Source organism: Paraburkholderia sp. RL18-085-BIA-A (genome assembly GCF_046027075.1).
Classification (GTDB): Bacteria; Pseudomonadota; Gammaproteobacteria; order Burkholderiales; family Burkholderiaceae; genus Paraburkholderia.
Genome location: NZ_JARESU010000054.1, coordinates 20398 through 36226 on the forward strand (window position 1 = coordinate 20398; position 15829 = coordinate 36226).

Annotated in this window: 12 protein-coding genes; 8 read left to right on the top strand and 4 right to left on the bottom strand. The window is 65.0% G+C overall.

The features are described from left to right. Window positions 1–110: 110 nt before the first annotated feature. The 3 genes from P0D89_RS29150 (at window position 111) to P0D89_RS29160 (ending at window position 4824) form a co-directional block, all read left to right on the top strand. Complete coding sequence (locus tag P0D89_RS29150; RefSeq protein WP_408377569.1) at window positions 111–2546, top strand: 3-hydroxyacyl-CoA dehydrogenase/enoyl-CoA hydratase family protein; 2436 nt, start codon at window positions 111–113, stop codon at window positions 2544–2546. Between the two features lie 190 nt (window positions 2547–2736). Further along, window positions 2737–3936, top strand: coding sequence for an acetyl-CoA C-acyltransferase (locus P0D89_RS29155; protein ID WP_408362076.1), 1200 nt, complete (start codon window positions 2737–2739; stop codon window positions 3934–3936). Window positions 3937–4053: 117 nt separating this feature from the next. Next, the gene (locus P0D89_RS29160; RefSeq protein ID WP_408362077.1) at window positions 4054–4824 is read left to right on the top strand and encodes an enoyl-CoA hydratase; all 771 of its coding nucleotides are present in this window, start codon (window positions 4054–4056) and stop codon (window positions 4822–4824) included. A gap of 53 nt (window positions 4825–4877) precedes the next feature. On the opposite strand, the gene fdhD is transcribed toward P0D89_RS29160, so the two are convergent. Beyond that, the gene (fdhD, locus tag P0D89_RS29165) at window positions 4878–5717 is read right to left on the bottom strand and encodes a formate dehydrogenase accessory sulfurtransferase FdhD (protein ID WP_408377570.1); all 840 of its coding nucleotides are present in this window, start codon (window positions 5715–5717) and stop codon (window positions 4878–4880) included. Window positions 5718–5878: 161 nt separating this feature from the next. On the opposite strand from fdhD, the gene P0D89_RS29170 reads away from it, so the two are divergent. Further along, window positions 5879–6355, top strand: coding sequence for a nitrate reductase associated protein (locus tag P0D89_RS29170; protein ID WP_408377571.1), 477 nt, complete (start codon window positions 5879–5881; stop codon window positions 6353–6355). 468 nt (window positions 6356–6823) lie between these two features. Further along, window positions 6824–9961 (top strand): sensor domain-containing protein, encoded by a 3138-nt coding sequence (locus P0D89_RS29175; RefSeq protein ID WP_408377572.1) that lies wholly within the window; start codon window positions 6824–6826, stop codon window positions 9959–9961. 30 nt (window positions 9962–9991) lie between these two features. On the opposite strand, the gene P0D89_RS29180 is transcribed toward P0D89_RS29175, so the two are convergent. Continuing rightward, entirely contained in the window at window positions 9992–10606 is a 615-nt protein-coding gene (locus P0D89_RS29180; RefSeq protein ID WP_408377573.1) for a glutathione S-transferase, read from the bottom strand. Between the two features lie 161 nt (window positions 10607–10767). Here P0D89_RS29180 and P0D89_RS29185 point away from each other — a divergent pair, with 161 nt between their 5' ends. Further along, the gene (locus tag P0D89_RS29185; RefSeq protein ID WP_408377574.1) at window positions 10768–11700 is read left to right on the top strand and encodes a LysR substrate-binding domain-containing protein; all 933 of its coding nucleotides are present in this window, start codon (window positions 10768–10770) and stop codon (window positions 11698–11700) included. A gap of 192 nt (window positions 11701–11892) precedes the next feature. Continuing rightward, the gene (locus tag P0D89_RS29190; RefSeq protein ID WP_408377575.1) at window positions 11893–12234 is read left to right on the top strand and encodes a DUF4148 domain-containing protein; all 342 of its coding nucleotides are present in this window, start codon (window positions 11893–11895) and stop codon (window positions 12232–12234) included. 101 nt (window positions 12235–12335) lie between these two features. Here P0D89_RS29190 and P0D89_RS29195 read toward each other — a convergent pair whose 3' ends face one another. After that, a complete protein-coding gene (locus P0D89_RS29195) occupies window positions 12336–12731 on the bottom strand; it encodes an acyl-CoA thioesterase (protein ID WP_408362084.1) in 396 nt (131 codons plus the stop codon). A gap of 313 nt (window positions 12732–13044) precedes the next feature. Between P0D89_RS29195 and P0D89_RS29200 the strand changes: the two genes are divergently transcribed. Next, window positions 13045–14931 carry an ABCB family ABC transporter ATP-binding protein/permease gene (locus tag P0D89_RS29200; RefSeq protein WP_408377577.1) on the top strand — a complete coding sequence of 629 codons (1887 nt, stop codon included), beginning with the start codon at window positions 13045–13047 and terminating at the stop codon, window positions 14929–14931. 183 nt (window positions 14932–15114) lie between these two features. On the opposite strand, the gene murU is transcribed toward P0D89_RS29200, so the two are convergent. After that, window positions 15115–15822 (bottom strand): N-acetylmuramate alpha-1-phosphate uridylyltransferase MurU, encoded by a 708-nt coding sequence (gene murU, locus P0D89_RS29205; protein WP_408362086.1) that lies wholly within the window; start codon window positions 15820–15822, stop codon window positions 15115–15117. Between the last annotated feature and the right edge of the window lie 7 nt (window positions 15823–15829).

Below are 15829 nucleotides of genomic sequence, written 5' to 3' on the forward strand. Positions count from 1 at the left end.
CGCCGCGCGTGTCGCAGCCGCGGCGCCCGACGCAAGCCAGACCCCAGCCACACATCGCGAAGCGTCCATGAAGCTTCGCGACATCCGCATAATTCCCCCGGAGGAACGACGTGAGCAATCTGATCATTCGCAAGGTGGCCGTGCTCGGCGCCGGCGTGATGGGCGCGCAGATCGCCGCGCACCTGATCAACGCCAAGGTGCCCGTGCTGCTGTTCGATCTGACGGCCAAGGAAGGCCCGAAGAACGCGATCGCGCTGAAGGCGATCGAGAATCTGAAGAAGCTGTCGCCGGCGCCGTTCGGCGTGAAGGACGACGCGCAATACATCCAGCCCGCCAATTATGACGACGACATCGCGAAGCTCGCCGAGTGCGACCTCGTGATCGAAGCGATCGCCGAACGGATGGACTGGAAGCACGACCTGTACAAGAAAGTCGCGCCGCACATCGGGCCGAACGCGATCTTCGCGACCAATACGTCGGGCCTGTCGATCACGGCATTGTCGGAAGGTTTCCCGGATGAACTGAAGGCGCGCTTTTGCGGCGTGCACTTCTTCAACCCGCCGCGCTACATGCATCTGGTCGAACTGATTCCGACCGCCGCGACGCGTCCGGAAATCCTCGATCAACTGGAAACGTTCCTGACGAGCGTGGTTGGCAAGGGCGTGGTGCGCGCGAAAGACACGCCGAACTTCATCGCCAACCGCGTCGGCGTTTTCTCGATCCTCGCCGTGGTCACGGAAGCCGCGAAGTTCGGTCTGCGCTTCGACGAAGTGGACGACCTGACCGGCGCGCGCCTGGGCCGCGCGAAGTCGGCCACGTTCCGCACCGCCGACGTGGTTGGTCTCGACACGATGGCGCACGTGATCAAGACGATGCAGGACACGCTGAAGGACGACCCGTTCTTCCCGGTCTATGAAACGCCGGCCGTGCTGGCCGAGCTGGTAAAGAAAGGCGCGCTGGGTCAGAAGACCGGCGGCGGCTTCTACAGGAAGGAAGGCAAGGCGATCAAGGTGCTCGACCCGAAGACGGGCGAGTACGTCGACGGCGGCGCGAAGGCGGACGAACTGGTCGGCCGCATCCTGAAGCGCCCGCCGGCGGAACGTTTGAAGCTGCTGCGCGAATCGCAGCATCCGCAGGCGCAATTCCTGTGGGCGATCTTCCGCGACGTGTATCACTACGTCGGCGTGCATCTGGAGTCGATTGCCGACAACGCGCGTGACGTCGATCTGGCGATCCGCTGGGGCTTCGGCTGGAACGAAGGGCCGTTCGAAGGCTGGCAGACGGCCGGCTGGAAGCAGGTCGCCGACTGGGTCCAGGAAGACATCGCGGCGGGCAAGGCGCTGTCGAACGTGCCGCTGCCGTCGTGGGTGCTGGAAGGCGTGATCGCGGAAAAGGGAGGCGTGCATACGAACGAAGGTTCGTGGTCGCCGGCTTCGAAGACCTTCGTGCCGCGCTCGTCGCTCTCCGTGTACGACAAGCAGGTGTTCCGTGCGCCGCTCGCCGGCGAAACCGCGGCTGATCCGAAGACCTACGGCAAGACGCTGTTCGAAACCGATGCCGTGCGCGCATGGGTCGACGACCGCGCGGGCGAGAACGACGTGCTGATCGTGTCGTTCAAGAGCAAGATGAACACGATCGGACCGTCGGTGATCGACGGTCTGACGCAGGCGATCGAACTGGCCGAGAAGAACTACAAGGGCCTGGTCGTGTGGCAGCCGACGTCGCTGAAACTCGGCACGCCTGGCGGACCGTTCTCCGCGGGCGCCAACCTCGAAGAAGCGATGCCCGCGTTCATGATGGGCGGCGCGAAGGGCATCGAGCCGTTCGTGAAGAAGTTCCAGCAAGGCATGCTGCGCGTGAAGTACGCGAGCGTGCCGGTGATCTCGGCGGTATCGGGCATCGCGCTCGGCGGCGGCTGCGAGCTGGCGCTGCATAGCGCGAAGCGGGTCGCGCACATCGAAAGCTATATGGGACTGGTGGAAGTCGGCGTGGGTCTCGTGCCCGCCGGCGGCGGCCTGAAGGAAGCGGCGCTGCGCGCGGCGGAAGCCGCCACGCAGGTCGGCGCGACCAGCGACCTGCTGAAGTTCCTGCAGAAGTCGTTCGAAAACGCGGCGATGGCGAAGGTCTCGGCGTCCGCGCTCGACGCCCGCGCGATGGGCTACCTGAAACCGTCCGACACGATCGTGTTCAACGTGTTCGAACTGCTCGACGTCGCGAAGAAGGAAACGCGTGCGCTGGCCGCGGCGGGTTATCGTCCGCCGCTGCGTGTCACGCAGGTGCCGGTCGCGGGCCGCTCGGCGATTTCGACCATCAAGGCATCGCTCGTCAACATGCGTGACGGCCGTTTCATCAGCGAGCATGACTTCCTGATCGCCAGCCGCATCGCGGAAGCGGTGTGCGGTGGGGATGTGGAAGCGGGCAGCCTGGTCGATGAGGAATGGCTGTTGCAGCTCGAACGCCGTGCGTTCGTCGAGTTGCTCGGCACACAGAAGACGCAGGAACGGATCATGGGCATGCTGCAAACCGGCAAGCCGGTGCGCAATTAAGCGACGAGCGGATAGCAAACATATGCATGGGACGGGAGTAGTCGCTAAAGCGCTAACTCCGGTCGACCGCGATACGACTGCATGGGACCGGAGTAAGCACTAAAGCGCTAACTCTGATCGACCGCGATAAGACCGCATGGGACCGGAGTAAGCGCTAAAGCGCTAACTCCGGTCGACAAAGGAGCTTTAAATGGCAAAGCAATTGCAAGACGCATACATCGTCGCCGCGAGCCGTACGCCGATCGGCAAGGCGCCGCGCGGAATGTTCAAGAACACGCGGCCCGACGAACTGCTGGTACACGCGATCAAGTCGGCCGTGGCGCAAGTGCCCGGCCTCGATACCAAGGTGATCGAAGACGCGATCGTCGGTTGCGCGATTCCTGAAGCGGAACAGGGGCTGAACGTCGCGCGGATTGGTGCGCTGCTGGCCGGCTTGCCGAACTCGGTCGGCGGCGTCACGGTAAACCGCTTCTGCGCGTCGGGCCTGACCGCGTTGGCAATGGCCGCCGACCGCATCCGCGTCGGCGAATCGGAAGCGATGATCGCAGGCGGCTGCGAATCGATGAGCATGGTGCCGATGATGGGCAACAAGCCGTCGCTGTCGCCGCATATCTTCGATCGCAACGAGGACGTCGGCATCGCATACGGCATGGGCCTGACCGCCGAGAAAGTCGCCGAGCGCTGGAAGGTCAGCCGCGAAGCGCAGGACGCGTTCTCGGTCGAATCGCACCGCCGCGCGATCGAGGCGCAACGGTCCGGCGAATTCAACGACGAAATCGCCGCGTACACGATCACCGAGCGCTTCCCCGATCTCGCGACCGGCGAAGTGCGCGTACAGACGCGCGAAGTCTCGCTCGACGAAGGCCCGCGCGCGGACACGTCGCTCGAAGGTCTCGCCCGGCTGCGCGCGGTGTTCGCGAACAAAGGCTCGGTGACGGCGGGCAACAGCTCGCAAACGTCGGACGGCGCCGGCGCGTTGATCGTCGTGTCGGAGAAGATCCTCAAGGAATTCAACCTGACGCCGCTCGCGCGCTTCGTCAGCTTCGCCGTGCGCGGCGTGCCGCCGGAAATCATGGGCATCGGGCCGAAGGAAGCGATTCCGGCCGCGCTGAAGGCCGCCGGTCTGAAGCAGGACGACCTCGACTGGATCGAACTGAACGAAGCGTTCGCCGCGCAATCGCTGGCGGTGATTCAGGACCTGGGTCTGGACCCTTCGAAGATCAATCCGCTCGGCGGCGCGATCGCCCTCGGCCACCCGCTCGGCGCGACGGGCGCGATTCGTGCGTCGACGGTCGTGCATGGCCTGCGCCGCCGCGACTACAAGTATGGGATGGTGACGATGTGCGTCGGCACCGGCATGGGCGCGGCGGGCATCATCGAACGGCTGTAAGCCGGTTCACGCGATGCCCCCCGCAATGATCCCTTGACGACCGCAGAACGGTTCGCAGGCCACCAGGCTTGCGAACCGTTTTTGCATTCTCAGCAACAGCACGAGGAGATGAAGGAGATGACAATGGATATTCTGGTCGAACGCGCCGATGGCGTGCTGACGATTGCCTTCAACCGGCCCGGCAAGAAGAACGCGATTACGGCCGCGATGTATCAGTCGATGGCCGACACAATGGTCGAAGCGCACGGCGACACGTCGGTGCGCGCCATCCTGATTCGCGGCAGCGCGGGCATTTTCAGCGCCGGCAACGATCTCGAAGATTTCATGAAGACGCCGCCGATGGGCGAGAACGCGCCGGTGTTCCAGTTCCTGCGCGCGATCAGCTCGGCGGAGAAGCCGGTGGTGGCGTCGGTGGCGGGGCCTGCGGTGGGCATCGGCACGACCTTGCTGCTGCATTGCGATCTTGTCTATGCGGCCGATACCGCGAGCTTTTCGTTGCCGTTCACGCAACTCGGTCTGTGTCCGGAAGCGGCGTCGAGTCTGCTGTTGCAGCGGGTGGGCGGCTATCAGGCGGCGGCGGAAAAGCTGCTGCTCGGCGAGGCGTTCGACGCGGCCGAAGCGCACCGCATGGGTTTCGTGAATCGCGTGCTGCCGGCCGCCGAGGTCGATGCGTTCGCGGCGGCGCAGGCCGCGAAGCTGGCGGCGTTGCCGGCGTCGTCGTTGCGCGTGACGAAGAGTTTGATGAAGCGCACCAGCCACCAGGAACTGCAAACGCAGATGTCGGAGGAAGCGGTGCACTTCGGGAAGATGCTGCTCGCGCCGGAAGCGCGCGAGGCGTTCAAGGCGTTCTTCGAGAAGCGTAAGCCGGACTTCAGGCAGTTCGACTGATGCACCGCCCCTAGGCGGCGAGGCACCGAGAACCGCCGGCAGACTTCATTCACTCAAGCCCGCGCTGGCTGCAACGTGTCGTAGTCGACGTAGCTGCCTTCGCGGCAGAAGCTGACGAGCCGCACGCCCGCCTTGCGGGCAATCGCAATCGCCAGCGACGACGGCGCGGAGATCGTGGCGACCATCGGCACGTCCACGCGCGCGGCCTTGCGCACCAGTTCGTAGCTCGCGCGGCTCGACAGAAACACGAAGCCGTCGCGAGTATCCGCGCGATCGAGCACGAGCTGGCCGATCAGCTTGTCGAGCGCGTTGTGACGGCCGACATCCTCGAACGCGTAGCGGATCGCGCCCGCCGCGTCGCCCCATGCGGCCGCGTGCAGGCCGCCCGTCAGCCGCGTCAGCGCCTGGTGGCCGGGTAGTTCGCGGGCGGCGCGCGCGATCGCGTCCGGCGCGAGCCGTTGCAGAAAGCCGGTGTCGGGTACTCGCTCCGGCTTCAGATCGAGCAGATCGATGCTTTCGATTCCGCAGACGCCGCAGCCGGTCCGCCCGGCCAGCGCGCGGCGTTTCTCCTTCAGCGCGACGAACGCCTGTTGCACCACCTGCAGTTGCACTTCGGCGTGCGGCAATTCATCGTCGTCATGCAACTCGACCTCGATATCCTGAATGTCGCTGCCGCGCTCGACGATCCCTTCCGAAATCGCGAATCCGACCGCGAACGCTTCGAGATCGCGCGGCGTGCACATCATCACCGCGTGCGAAATACCGTTGAAGACGAGCGCGACCGGCCACTCCTGTCCGACGTGATCGGTGACGGTTTCGACCGCCGCGCCGCGATGACGGCGCACCTGGCGCTCCACTGTGCCCGGCTGTCCGGCTGTTTCCTGTTCGTTCAAGCTGCTTTCCTCCTTTGGTGCCACTCGACGGTGGCCACTAACATGAGCATGGGCCCGCGTGGCTTGTGGCGCTGCCCGGTCATGCCGCCGTCGCGCAAATAAGGTTCTAAAATACCTCAAGCTGCGCTTGCACGCTGTCCGCCATCAGGAGGAGCACTGTCATGGGACTCAACGAAGCACCGCTTCTGTTCAACTTCGAGGTCGAGTCTTCGGAGAATTTCACCTATATCCCGATGTCGGTGCGCTTTAACCTCGACCGCTTCGGGCTGCGCATCACGCTCGAGCAGTGGCAGTTGCTGCCGCTCGAAGACCGCAAGCTGCTGGCGCGCTTCCCGGTCGAGGAAGACGCGGAGATCGAGCCGAATTTCGATCACGCGCTGTTCGAAATGCTGCGCACCCACGCGAACGTCGAGCCGGAGTGGTTCACGCCCGAGGAGGCGCCGGCCTGGCGTCGCACGGATAGCGTGCCGGACGGCGTCGCGCGTCAGGCGGGGCTCGCGGGGCTCGCCACGCCGAGCGTCGCCCATTGGGCGGAGCTTGCGCCGTTCAAGCGCTATGTGCTCGCCAAGCTGTCGCGCAAGCCGGAGGCGAATCACGACTTCGTGCCGGCGATGAAGGAATTTGGTGCGGCCGGCTAGGTGCGGCCGGCTAGGTGCGGCCGGCTAGATAGGCCTTGGGCCAGGTGCGACCGGCGAGGTGAGAACGGCTACGTAAGGCCGAGGCTACGTAAAGCAGGCCAAATGGGACCGGCCAACAGCGGCCTGCGAGGCGCGGCAGTGCAGTTCCGGCAGTTAGACATAGCAGTTCACAAACATCGGTCAGTTCCGGCAAGTCACGCGCTCGAACATTGATCGCATCCGGCGCCGCCCCGCGGTTCCCTAACCACGCCTATCGCAGCCCGGCAGCCCTGCCGCCCGCAGGCCCACCCCAACGACCGCAACCCCCATCCCCATCCCTTACGCTTTATTTCACTTCGCACCCTCAACCCGCACCCAACGCTGCCGTTATCCATGGGTTGGCGCGTAAAAAGACTCGCATCGATGCGGCCCGACGCACCGAAAGCGACCGCGCGCTCCCGCCCTCGGAACGATTGACGTTCGGAATCCATGACTCCTTTTTTATCGAAGCGGCTGCTGATCAACGTAGCGGTCGTCGTTGCCGCGGTCGGGGCGAACGCGTTCGTCGCCTACACGCAGATTTGCGGCCAGCGCGACGCCGCTGAGCGCATGCTGCGTTCGACGAGCGTGCGCCAGCACATCGACGGCTACCACCTGGCGCTCGACGCGGCGCTGGCCGCGCTCGGCCATTTCGAGGCATCGGGCGAGCCGGTCCCGGTCAACGCGGCCGCTGCGATGGCGACGTCGCTCGCCGGTCTGGACCGTGTACTGCATCAGGAACTCGCCGGCGAGCCGCCGATGCTCGACGCGCTGGCCAGGCTGAGCGCGGATAGCCACGCGCTGCAACACGACATCGACGACGCGCTGTTGAAAAGCGCGGCGACGACCTCGGCCGTCAGCGCCACCGCCACCGAACCCGATGCGTCGCGCGCCTGGGCCGCGTCGACGTACACCCGCCTCGGACTCGAACTCGATCGCGTGGAAGACGCGCTGGCCGCGCTGCGCAGCGAGGAAAACCACGCGTTGCAGCGGGCGCTCGCGGCCTCGGCGAGCGAGACGCAGCGCGCCATGTTCCTGTTGATCGTAACGATGCTGACCGGCAGCGTGCTGCTGATCTTCACGTTCGGCGCGCGCGAAAGCAGCGCGCGGGAAAAGCTGCGCACGGTGCGCGCGCTCGGCCGCAACGACGAGCGCTTTCGCGGCCTGTTCGACGACCACCCGGTGCCGATGTATATCTTCGATCGCGAGACGCTGCGGTTTCTCGCCGTCAACGCGGCCGCGATCCAGCAATACGGCTACACGGAAGACGAATTGCTCGGCATGACGATTCGCGGGATCCGCTCGCACGCCGAGATCGCGCGTCTCGAATCGTATCTGCAACGCGCCGGCGCGGTCCCGCATGGCCGCACGATGGCGGGCATCTGGCATCACCGGCGCAAGGACGGTTCAATCATCAGCGTCGACGTGTCCTATCACGCGCTGAACTTCGTGGGCCGCGCGGCGCTCTTCGTGCTGGCCGACGACGTTACCGACCAGATCAACGCCGAAGCCGAAGCGCAACGGTCGAACCAGATGCTCGAAGCGGTGATCGACAACATTCCGCAGCGCATTTTCTGGAAAGACCTGAGCTCGCGCTATCTCGGCTGCAACATGGCGTTCGCGCGCGATGCGGGGCTCGCGTATCCCGAGCAGGTAGTCGGCAAGAGCGACGCCGACCTGCCGTGGCGCGCGTTCGCCGAGCTGCTGAACGACCACGACAAGGAAGTGGTGAGCACCGGCGTGCCGAAGATGAACTTCGAAGTCGACGTGGTGATCGACGGCGTGCACCACACCACGGTCACGAGCAAGCTGCCGTTCACCGACGGCGAGGGCCGCGTGATCGGCGTGCTCGGGTCGTACACCGACATCACCGAGCGCAAGCGCGCCGATCTCGCGTTGCGTCTGCAAAGCCGCGCGCTCGACGCGAGCGTCAACGCGATCCTGATCACCGCGCCGTCGCCCACGGGCAATCTGATCGAATACGTGAACCCGGCGTTCATGCGCATCACCGGTTACGATCCCGCCGAAGTGATCGGCCACGATTGCCGCGTGCTGCAACGCGACGACCGCGACCAGGAAGGCGTCGCGCTGATCCGCCAGGCGCTGGCGGCGAATCGCGAAGTGAGCGCGGTGGTGCGCAACTATCGCAAGGACGGCGCGCTGTTCTGGAATCAGTTGTTCATTGCGCCGGTGCCGAACGCGGAAGGCGTGATCACGCATCACATCGGCGTGATCAACGACGTGACCGATCTGATCCGCTACCAGGAACAGCTCGAATACCAGGCGAACTACGATGGCCTCACGCGCCTGCCGAACCGCAACCTGCTGCGCGACCGGCTGGAGCATGCGCTCATCATCGCGCAACGGAATCACAAGGGCGTCGCGGTCGTATTCCTCGATCTGGACGGCTTCAAGAACGTCAACGACAGTCTCGGCCATAGCGTTGGCGATCGTCTGCTGCGCGTGGTCGCCGAGCGGCTCGCGCGCTGCTCGCGCACCAGCGACACGGTGGCGCGGCACGGCGGCGACGAGTTCGTGATCGTGATGACCGACACCGTCGACGAGCAGTCGTTGATCGCGTGGATGGAGCGCGTGCGCACGTCGATCTCGGAGCCGGTGTGGCTCGACGGCACCGAGCTGTACGTGGGTTGCAGCATGGGTGCGAGCCTCTTCCCGCAAGACGGCGACGACGCCGAAACACTGATGAAAAAGGCCGACCTCGCGATGTACCGCGCGAAGGACATGGGCCGCAACACGTTCCAGTTCTATCAGCCGGAGATGAACGCGAGCGCGGGCGCGCGGCTGAATCTCGAACGGCGCTTGCGCCGCGCGTTGCGCGACAACGAATTCCTGCTGCACTACCAGCCGCAGGTGGATATTGTCAGCGGACAGATTGTCGGCATCGAGGCGCTGGTGCGTTGGCGCGATCCGGAAGTCGGACTGGTGCTGCCGTCGGCGTTCATTCCGGTGGCGGAGGAGAGCGGTCTGATCGGTCCGCTGTCCGAATGGGTGTTGCGTGAAGCGTGCCGCCAGAACAAGGCCTGGCAGGACGAGGGATTGCCGCCGACGCGGGTGTCCGTGAATCTGTCGGCGCGGGTGTTCCAGCAGCGCGATATCACGAAGCTCGTGATGCAGGTGCTGACCGAGACCGGCCTCGAACCGAAATATCTCGAACTGGAGCTGACCGAAAGCACCATCATGCGCAACGCCGAAGAAGCGGTGTCGATGCTCAACGAACTGCACGCGCTCGGCATCGGTCTCGCGATCGACGACTTCGGCACCGGCTATTCGAGCCTCAGCTATCTGAAGCGCTTCCCGGTGGACCGGCTGAAAATCGACCGCTCGTTCGTCTCGGACATCGGCGTGTCGGGCGACGACGAGACGATCACGTCGGCGATCATCGCGCTCGCGCATTCGCTGAAGCTGCACGTGATCGCGGAAGGCGTGGAAACGTCGGCGCAACTCGACTTCCTGAAAGAGCGAGCGTGCGACGAGATGCAGGGCTTCTACTTCGCGAGGCCGTTGTCGACGGACGCGATTTCCGAGTTGCTGCAAGGAGGCGTGGCGCGGGAGCTGGAGACGGCGTGATTGGCCGTCCCATCCGCCGGCCGTGTCCATTCACACCGCCGGCGTGCTCCGGAACACCGGCAGCTCCTCCGCGAACGCGGAAAACGCCTGCAAGTGCGGATACTCAGCCTTGCTGACGATCTCCGGCAACATCATCTGCGTGAAGTGCCAGCCGACTGCGACGGTCACGTCCGCCGCGTCGAACTGGTCCTGTCCGGTCGGCAGCGCGGCCGTCGCGAGCTCGCGTTCGAGTTCCGCGTAAGCGGCGAGCAATTGCGCGCGCACGCGCTCGACCCACGGCTCATGCTGCTTGTCGGCCGGCCGCAGATTGCGCTCGTACACGATCTGCACGCTCTTCTCGCACGCGGCGAGCGCGAGCCCCGTGAGGCGGGCGGCGCGCAATGCGTCGTCCGGGCGTGTGGGGAATAACCGCTGCCCTAGCCCGGCGAGCGTCGCCAGGTACTGGAGAATCAGCGTCGAGTCCATCACGGTGAGGCCGTTGTCGGCGATCAGCGTCGGCGCCTTGACGACCGGGTTGATCTTCGCGAACTGGTCGTAGGTGCTGAATACCGAAATCGACTCGTGTTCGAAATTGAGCTTCAGCAATTTGAGGCAGATAGCGACTCGCCGCACGTAGGGCGAGTCGAGCATTCCGATCAGTTTCATCTCTTTCCCGTTAGAAGTTCTATCATCGCGTGCCGCTGGCCCGACGGAGCCCGGCGATTGCACGTCGACGCGAATAGCGAGCGCGTCAAGCCGATAGATTAAGCATCCCGGCGCGCCAAAAAAAGCGACAATTACCGACGACTTCCGTCAGAAGTTCTAACATGAAACCGATCCCGCCTTTGACCGCGCTGCGCTGCTTCGAGGCTGTCGCCCGCCTGGGTGGCGTCACCCAGGCCGCGCGCGAATTGCATGTCACCCACTCGGCGGTGAGCCAGCAGATCAAGGTGCTGGAAGATGCGATGGGCGTGACGCTGTTCATCCGCGAGGCGCGCGGGCTGCGGCTCACCGAGGAAGGGCGGCTGTACGCACTCGACATCCGCGCGGCGCTGCGTGACATCACGCAAGCCACGCGCCGCGCGCAGGCGCGCCCCGACGAGAGCGAACTGGTGATCTCGACGGTGCCGTCGTTCGCGCAGCATTGGCTGGTGCCGCGCCTCGCGAGCTTTCGCGACGCGCACCCGTACTACCGGGTGCGTCTGCTGACCAGTCTGCGGGTCGAGGATTTTCGCCAGGGCGTGAGCGATATCGGCATCCGCATGGGGCAGGGGCATTGGCCCGACGTCGCGCAACAAAAGCTGTTCGACGACGACATGGTGGTGGTCGCGGCGCCGCATTTCGCGCTCGGGCCGCATGGCCGCTTTCCGGTCACGGCCGCAGACGTGCTCGCCTGTCCGCTGATCTCCAGCCCCGACGCGCCGTGGACCGACTGGTGTCAGGCGGCCCAGGTCGCAGCGCCCGCCGCCGACGCCGTGGTGCTGTCGGCCAACGACTCGAACATCGTGATCGGCGCGGTTTTGCTCGGGCAGGGCATCGCGCTCGAACGGTGCAGTCTGGTCGCGCATGCATTGGCGCAACGCGCGCTGGTGCAGATCACGGATATCCGCGTGCCGTACCGCTATCCGTATTGGCTCGTGTGGCAGCAGCGCGACGTGCTCAATGCCAGGCAGGCCCATTTCGCACAATGGATCGAAGGCCAGGTCGACACTTATTTGCGCGGCGGCGGTTTGTCGACACCGTCGATTCGCGCCGCCTAGGCCGCGCGCTGGCGGATCATGGCGATTTGCGCACGCGTTTCGGTCGGCTATATTCGTGGTTCCCATCTCCGGCTTTGCCGGGGACCACGAAGCATCGATTCACGTGGCGCTATGCGCGCTCGCTGCTCGCGCAGGGTTGCGGGCATGACGCCGCCGACCATCCAACTATCCGCCAATCCGACTGGAGAGAACATGACGTCTGCACCTGCGAAGAAACTGGCTGTGTTGCTGGCATCGGTGGTACTGAGCCTGGCGTCTGCCGCGCCCGCGTTCGCGCAAAGCGGCGGCGGTGGCGGTGGCGGCCCGGCGGGAGCCGATTCGGATGCGGCGAAGCCGATGGACGCGTCGAAACCGGCCGCCACCACGAAGGCCGAGCGCAAGGCCGCGCGCAAGCAGGCGCGGGAGAGGAAAAACGCGGAGCTGAAACAACTGGAGGCGCACGGCTATCAACCGTCGCGCAACGATCCGAACTATCCGACCGACATTCAGAACGCGCAGAAGAAGGCGGGCATCGGCGCGGCAGCGAGCCAATAGGGCGCTGCGCGTCGCGTGCGATCAGTCATGCGGATATTGACGCGTGAAACTGAACGAGGCGCCTCGGCGCCTCGTTTTCATTGCGCGCTCGCGCTGGCTGCTCAATCGAGCAGCGGCAGCGCGCGCGGGCGACGGTCGCTGTCGGTGGCGACGTAGGTGAGCATCGCCTCGGTGACCTTCACGACATCTTCGGTCAGGCTCATGCGCTGCGCGTAGACCTCGACCGACACCGTCACCGACGTATTGCCCGTCTTGACGATGTCCGCGTAAAAGCTCAGCAGATCGCCGACGAACACCGGCTGCTTGAACACGAACGAGTTGACCGCGATGGTCGCCACCCGTCCGTTGGCGCGGCGGCTCGCCGGAATCGAGCCGGCGATATCCACCTGCGCCATGATCCAGCCGCCGAACACGTCGCCGTGGACATTCGCGTCCGACGGTTGCGGCACGACGCGCAGCGCGCAAGGCTTGGACGGCAGTTGAAGAAGATCGGTCATCGGGACACCCTTGAGAAACGTATTGGCTCGGTCGGCTCGACCAGCAGGCGGGCATTTCACGACGACTGCGCCTGGCGGCGGGAAACCCGGCCATCCAGCACGGCCGCGCGGCCAACGTGCGGCCCACGGCCGACAGCCCATGAAAAGCGGCGCCAGCCGGCTTCTGCGACAATAGAAAGATCAGGAATTGTACGGGAAAGCGCCCAGCGGGGTCGCGCGACAAAAGCAGTGTGCCGGATCGGCATGCCGCGTTCGCGTTCGGCGCACCGCTACGAACTCCGGCATTTCCACACTCTCCCCCTTGTAGATCCCCATGCGCCGCCCGTCCTCGTCCGAACCCTCGCCGATCTCCACCCAGCCTCGCAACGACTGGCAGACGATCCTGTCGCTGCTGCCCTACCTCGCCACCTACAAATGGCGGGTCGGTTTCGCGCTGAGCTGCCTGATCGGCGCGAAGGTCGCGAATCTCGGCGTGCCGATCGTGATGAAGCGCATCGTCGACAGCCTCGCGTCGGTCCAGCATCTGACCGCGCTCGGCCGCGCGCACGACTCGCCGGTCATCGTGCTGCTGGGCGGGGTCGGGCTGCTGGTGGTCGCGTACGCGGTGGCGCGGCTGTCCACGTCGCTCTTCACCGAACTGCGCGAGATCCTGTTTTCGAAAGTGACCGAGAGCGCGGTGCGGCAACTGGCGCTGAAGGTGTTTCGCCACTTGCATGCGCTGTCGTTGCGGTTTCATCTCGAACGGCAAACGGGCGGTATGTCGCGCGACATCGAGCGCGGCACGCGCGGCATCACGCAGCTCATTTCATATTCGCTATACAGCATTCTGCCGACTCTGGTCGAAGTCGGGCTCGTGCTCGGCTTTTTCGTCGTCAAATATGAGGCGTACTACGCGATCGTCACGTTCATCGCGCTCGCGGTGTACATCGTCTTCACGGTGAAGGTCACCGAGTGGCGCACACATTTTCGCCGCACGATGAACGATCTCGATTCGAAGGCGAACTCGCGCGCGATCGACTCGCTGCTCAACTACGAGACCGTCAAGTACTTCGGCAACGAAGAGTGGGAAGCGAGCCGCTACGACGAAAATCTCAAGCGCTATCGCACGGCGGCGATCAAATCGCAGCGCTCGCTGTCGGCGCTGAACTTCGGGCAGCAGGCGATCATCGGCACGGGGCTCGTGTTCATTCTGTGGCGCGCGACGCAAGGCGTGATGGCCGGGCGCCTCACGCTCGGCGATCTGGTGCTGATCAACACTTTCATGCTGCAGCTTTATATTCCGCTGAATTTCCTCGGCGTCGTGTATCGCGAGCTGAAGCAGAGTCTCACCGACATGGACCGCATGTTCACGCTGCTCGGCGCGAGCCAGGAAGTGCCCGATCTCGCCGATGCGCCGGCGTTGCGGGTGAGCGGCGCACAGGTGCGCTTCGAGCACGTGAACTTCGCGTACGAGCCGGCGCGCCAGATTCTGCACGACGTGAGCTTCACGATTGCCGCGGGCACCACGACAGCGGTGGTTGGCCATAGCGGCTCGGGCAAATCGACGCTCGCGCGCTTGATATTCCGCTTCTACGATCTGGACCGCGCCACCGGCGGCGCAATCGTCATCGACGGTCAGGATATTCGCGACGTCACGCAGGCTTCGCTGCGCGCGTCGATCGGGATCGTGCCGCAGGATACGGTGCTGTTCAACGATTCGATCTACTACAACATCGCTTACGGCCGGCCGTCGGCGACGCGGGAAGAAGTGATCGCGGCGGCGCGCGCGGCGCATATCCACGAGTTCATCGAAGGGCTGCCGAAGGGCTATGAGACGCCGGTCGGCGAGCGGGGGCTGAAACTGTCGGGCGGCGAAAAGCAGCGCGTCGCGATTGCGCGGACCATCCTGAAGAATCCGCCGATCCTGCTGTTCGACGAAGCCACCTCCGCGCTCGATTCGCGCTCCGAGCGCGCGATCCAGCATGAACTCGATCAGATCGCCCGCGAGCGCACCACGTTGATCATCGCGCACCGGCTGTCGACGGTGGTGCACGCGCAGCAGATCATCGTGATGGACAAGGGGCGCATCGTCGAGCGCGGCACGCATGCGCAATTGCTGAGCGCGAACGGCCTGTTCGCGCAGATGTGGGCGCTGCAGCAGCGCGCGGCGGCGGCGCCGGAGCTGGTGGAAACGGCGGGGGCGGGGGATGGCGGACCGTGAGCGGGCCGCGCTTTATTTGACTTGCGGAAGGCGCGAGGCGGCTCGAGTGGTGAACCTGGTAGGTAGACGCTGACGCGCGATCGAATGCCAGGCGCGAACTATGCGGCGTTGCGCATCGAGCAGAGCGTCGCACAATGCCGGCGTTCTGCTCGACGCACGCGGAGTTACCCCGGCTCGCTGCGCTCAGCGCGCGCTCAACCGTTGATCTAGCGCGTGCAACTGCGCAGGCGTGCCGACGTTCTCCCACAAGCCTTCGTACAACTCGCCACTCGCGAGCCCGCGGGCAATCGTGTCGCGGTAATAAGGCGTGAGCGCGCGCCGGGTGCCGCGCGGCAGATCGCGGAACATGCGCGTGTCGTAGAGCCCGATGCTGCCGAACGTCAAGCGGGGCTGTGCGTCGAGCGACAGCACGCCGTCAGCCAGACTGAAGTCGCCGTGCGGATGAAACGCCGGATTCGGCACCATCACCAGATGCATGCCCGGCTCGGGGAGTGTCTTGAGGGTGTCGGCGCGAGCATTCAGCGCGGCGTAATCGAAATCGGCGTACACGTCGCCGGCGACGGCCGCGAACACTTCGCTCGCGCCGTCATCCTCCAGCAGCGGCAACGCCTGGACGATGCCGCCCGCTGTCTCCAACGCCTCGTGTTCAGCCGAGTAGCGCAATTCGACCTGCCAGCGCGAACCGTCGCCGAGCGCGGCTTCGATCTGCGCGCCGAGCCAAGCATGGTTGATCACGATGGTCTGGAAGCCGGCCCGCGCGAGCCGTTCGATCTGCCACACGATCAGCGGTTTGCCGCCCACTTCGAGCAAAGGCTTGGGGCAGGCGTCGGTCAACGGACGCATGCGATCGCCGCGGCCCGCGGCGAAAATCATCGCTTTCTTCAGGGACATTGTTTTT

What these genes read in the sequence shown, in the direction of transcription:
- P0D89_RS29155 (WP_408362076.1), top strand. Translation starts at nt 2,737, where the DNA reads ATGGCAAAGCAATTGCAAGACGCATACATCGTCGCCGCGAGCCGTACG.
- P0D89_RS29160 (WP_408362077.1), top strand. Translation starts at nt 4,054, where the DNA reads ATGACAATGGATATTCTGGTCGAACGCGCCGATGGCGTGCTGACGATT.
- P0D89_RS29170 (WP_408377571.1), top strand. Translation starts at nt 5,879, where the DNA reads ATGGGACTCAACGAAGCACCGCTTCTGTTCAACTTCGAGGTCGAGTCT.
- P0D89_RS29175 (WP_408377572.1), top strand. Translation starts at nt 6,824, where the DNA reads ATGACTCCTTTTTTATCGAAGCGGCTGCTGATCAACGTAGCGGTCGTC.
- P0D89_RS29180 (WP_408377573.1), bottom strand. Translation starts at nt 10,606, where the DNA reads ATGAAACTGATCGGAATGCTCGACTCGCCCTACGTGCGGCGAGTCGCT.
- P0D89_RS29185 (WP_408377574.1), top strand. Translation starts at nt 10,768, where the DNA reads ATGAAACCGATCCCGCCTTTGACCGCGCTGCGCTGCTTCGAGGCTGTC.
- P0D89_RS29190 (WP_408377575.1), top strand. Translation starts at nt 11,893, where the DNA reads ATGACGTCTGCACCTGCGAAGAAACTGGCTGTGTTGCTGGCATCGGTG.
- P0D89_RS29195 (WP_408362084.1), bottom strand. Translation starts at nt 12,731, where the DNA reads ATGACCGATCTTCTTCAACTGCCGTCCAAGCCTTGCGCGCTGCGCGTC.
- P0D89_RS29200 (WP_408377577.1), top strand. Translation starts at nt 13,045, where the DNA reads ATGCGCCGCCCGTCCTCGTCCGAACCCTCGCCGATCTCCACCCAGCCT.
- murU (WP_408362086.1), bottom strand. Translation starts at nt 15,822, where the DNA reads ATGTCCCTGAAGAAAGCGATGATTTTCGCCGCGGGCCGCGGCGATCGC.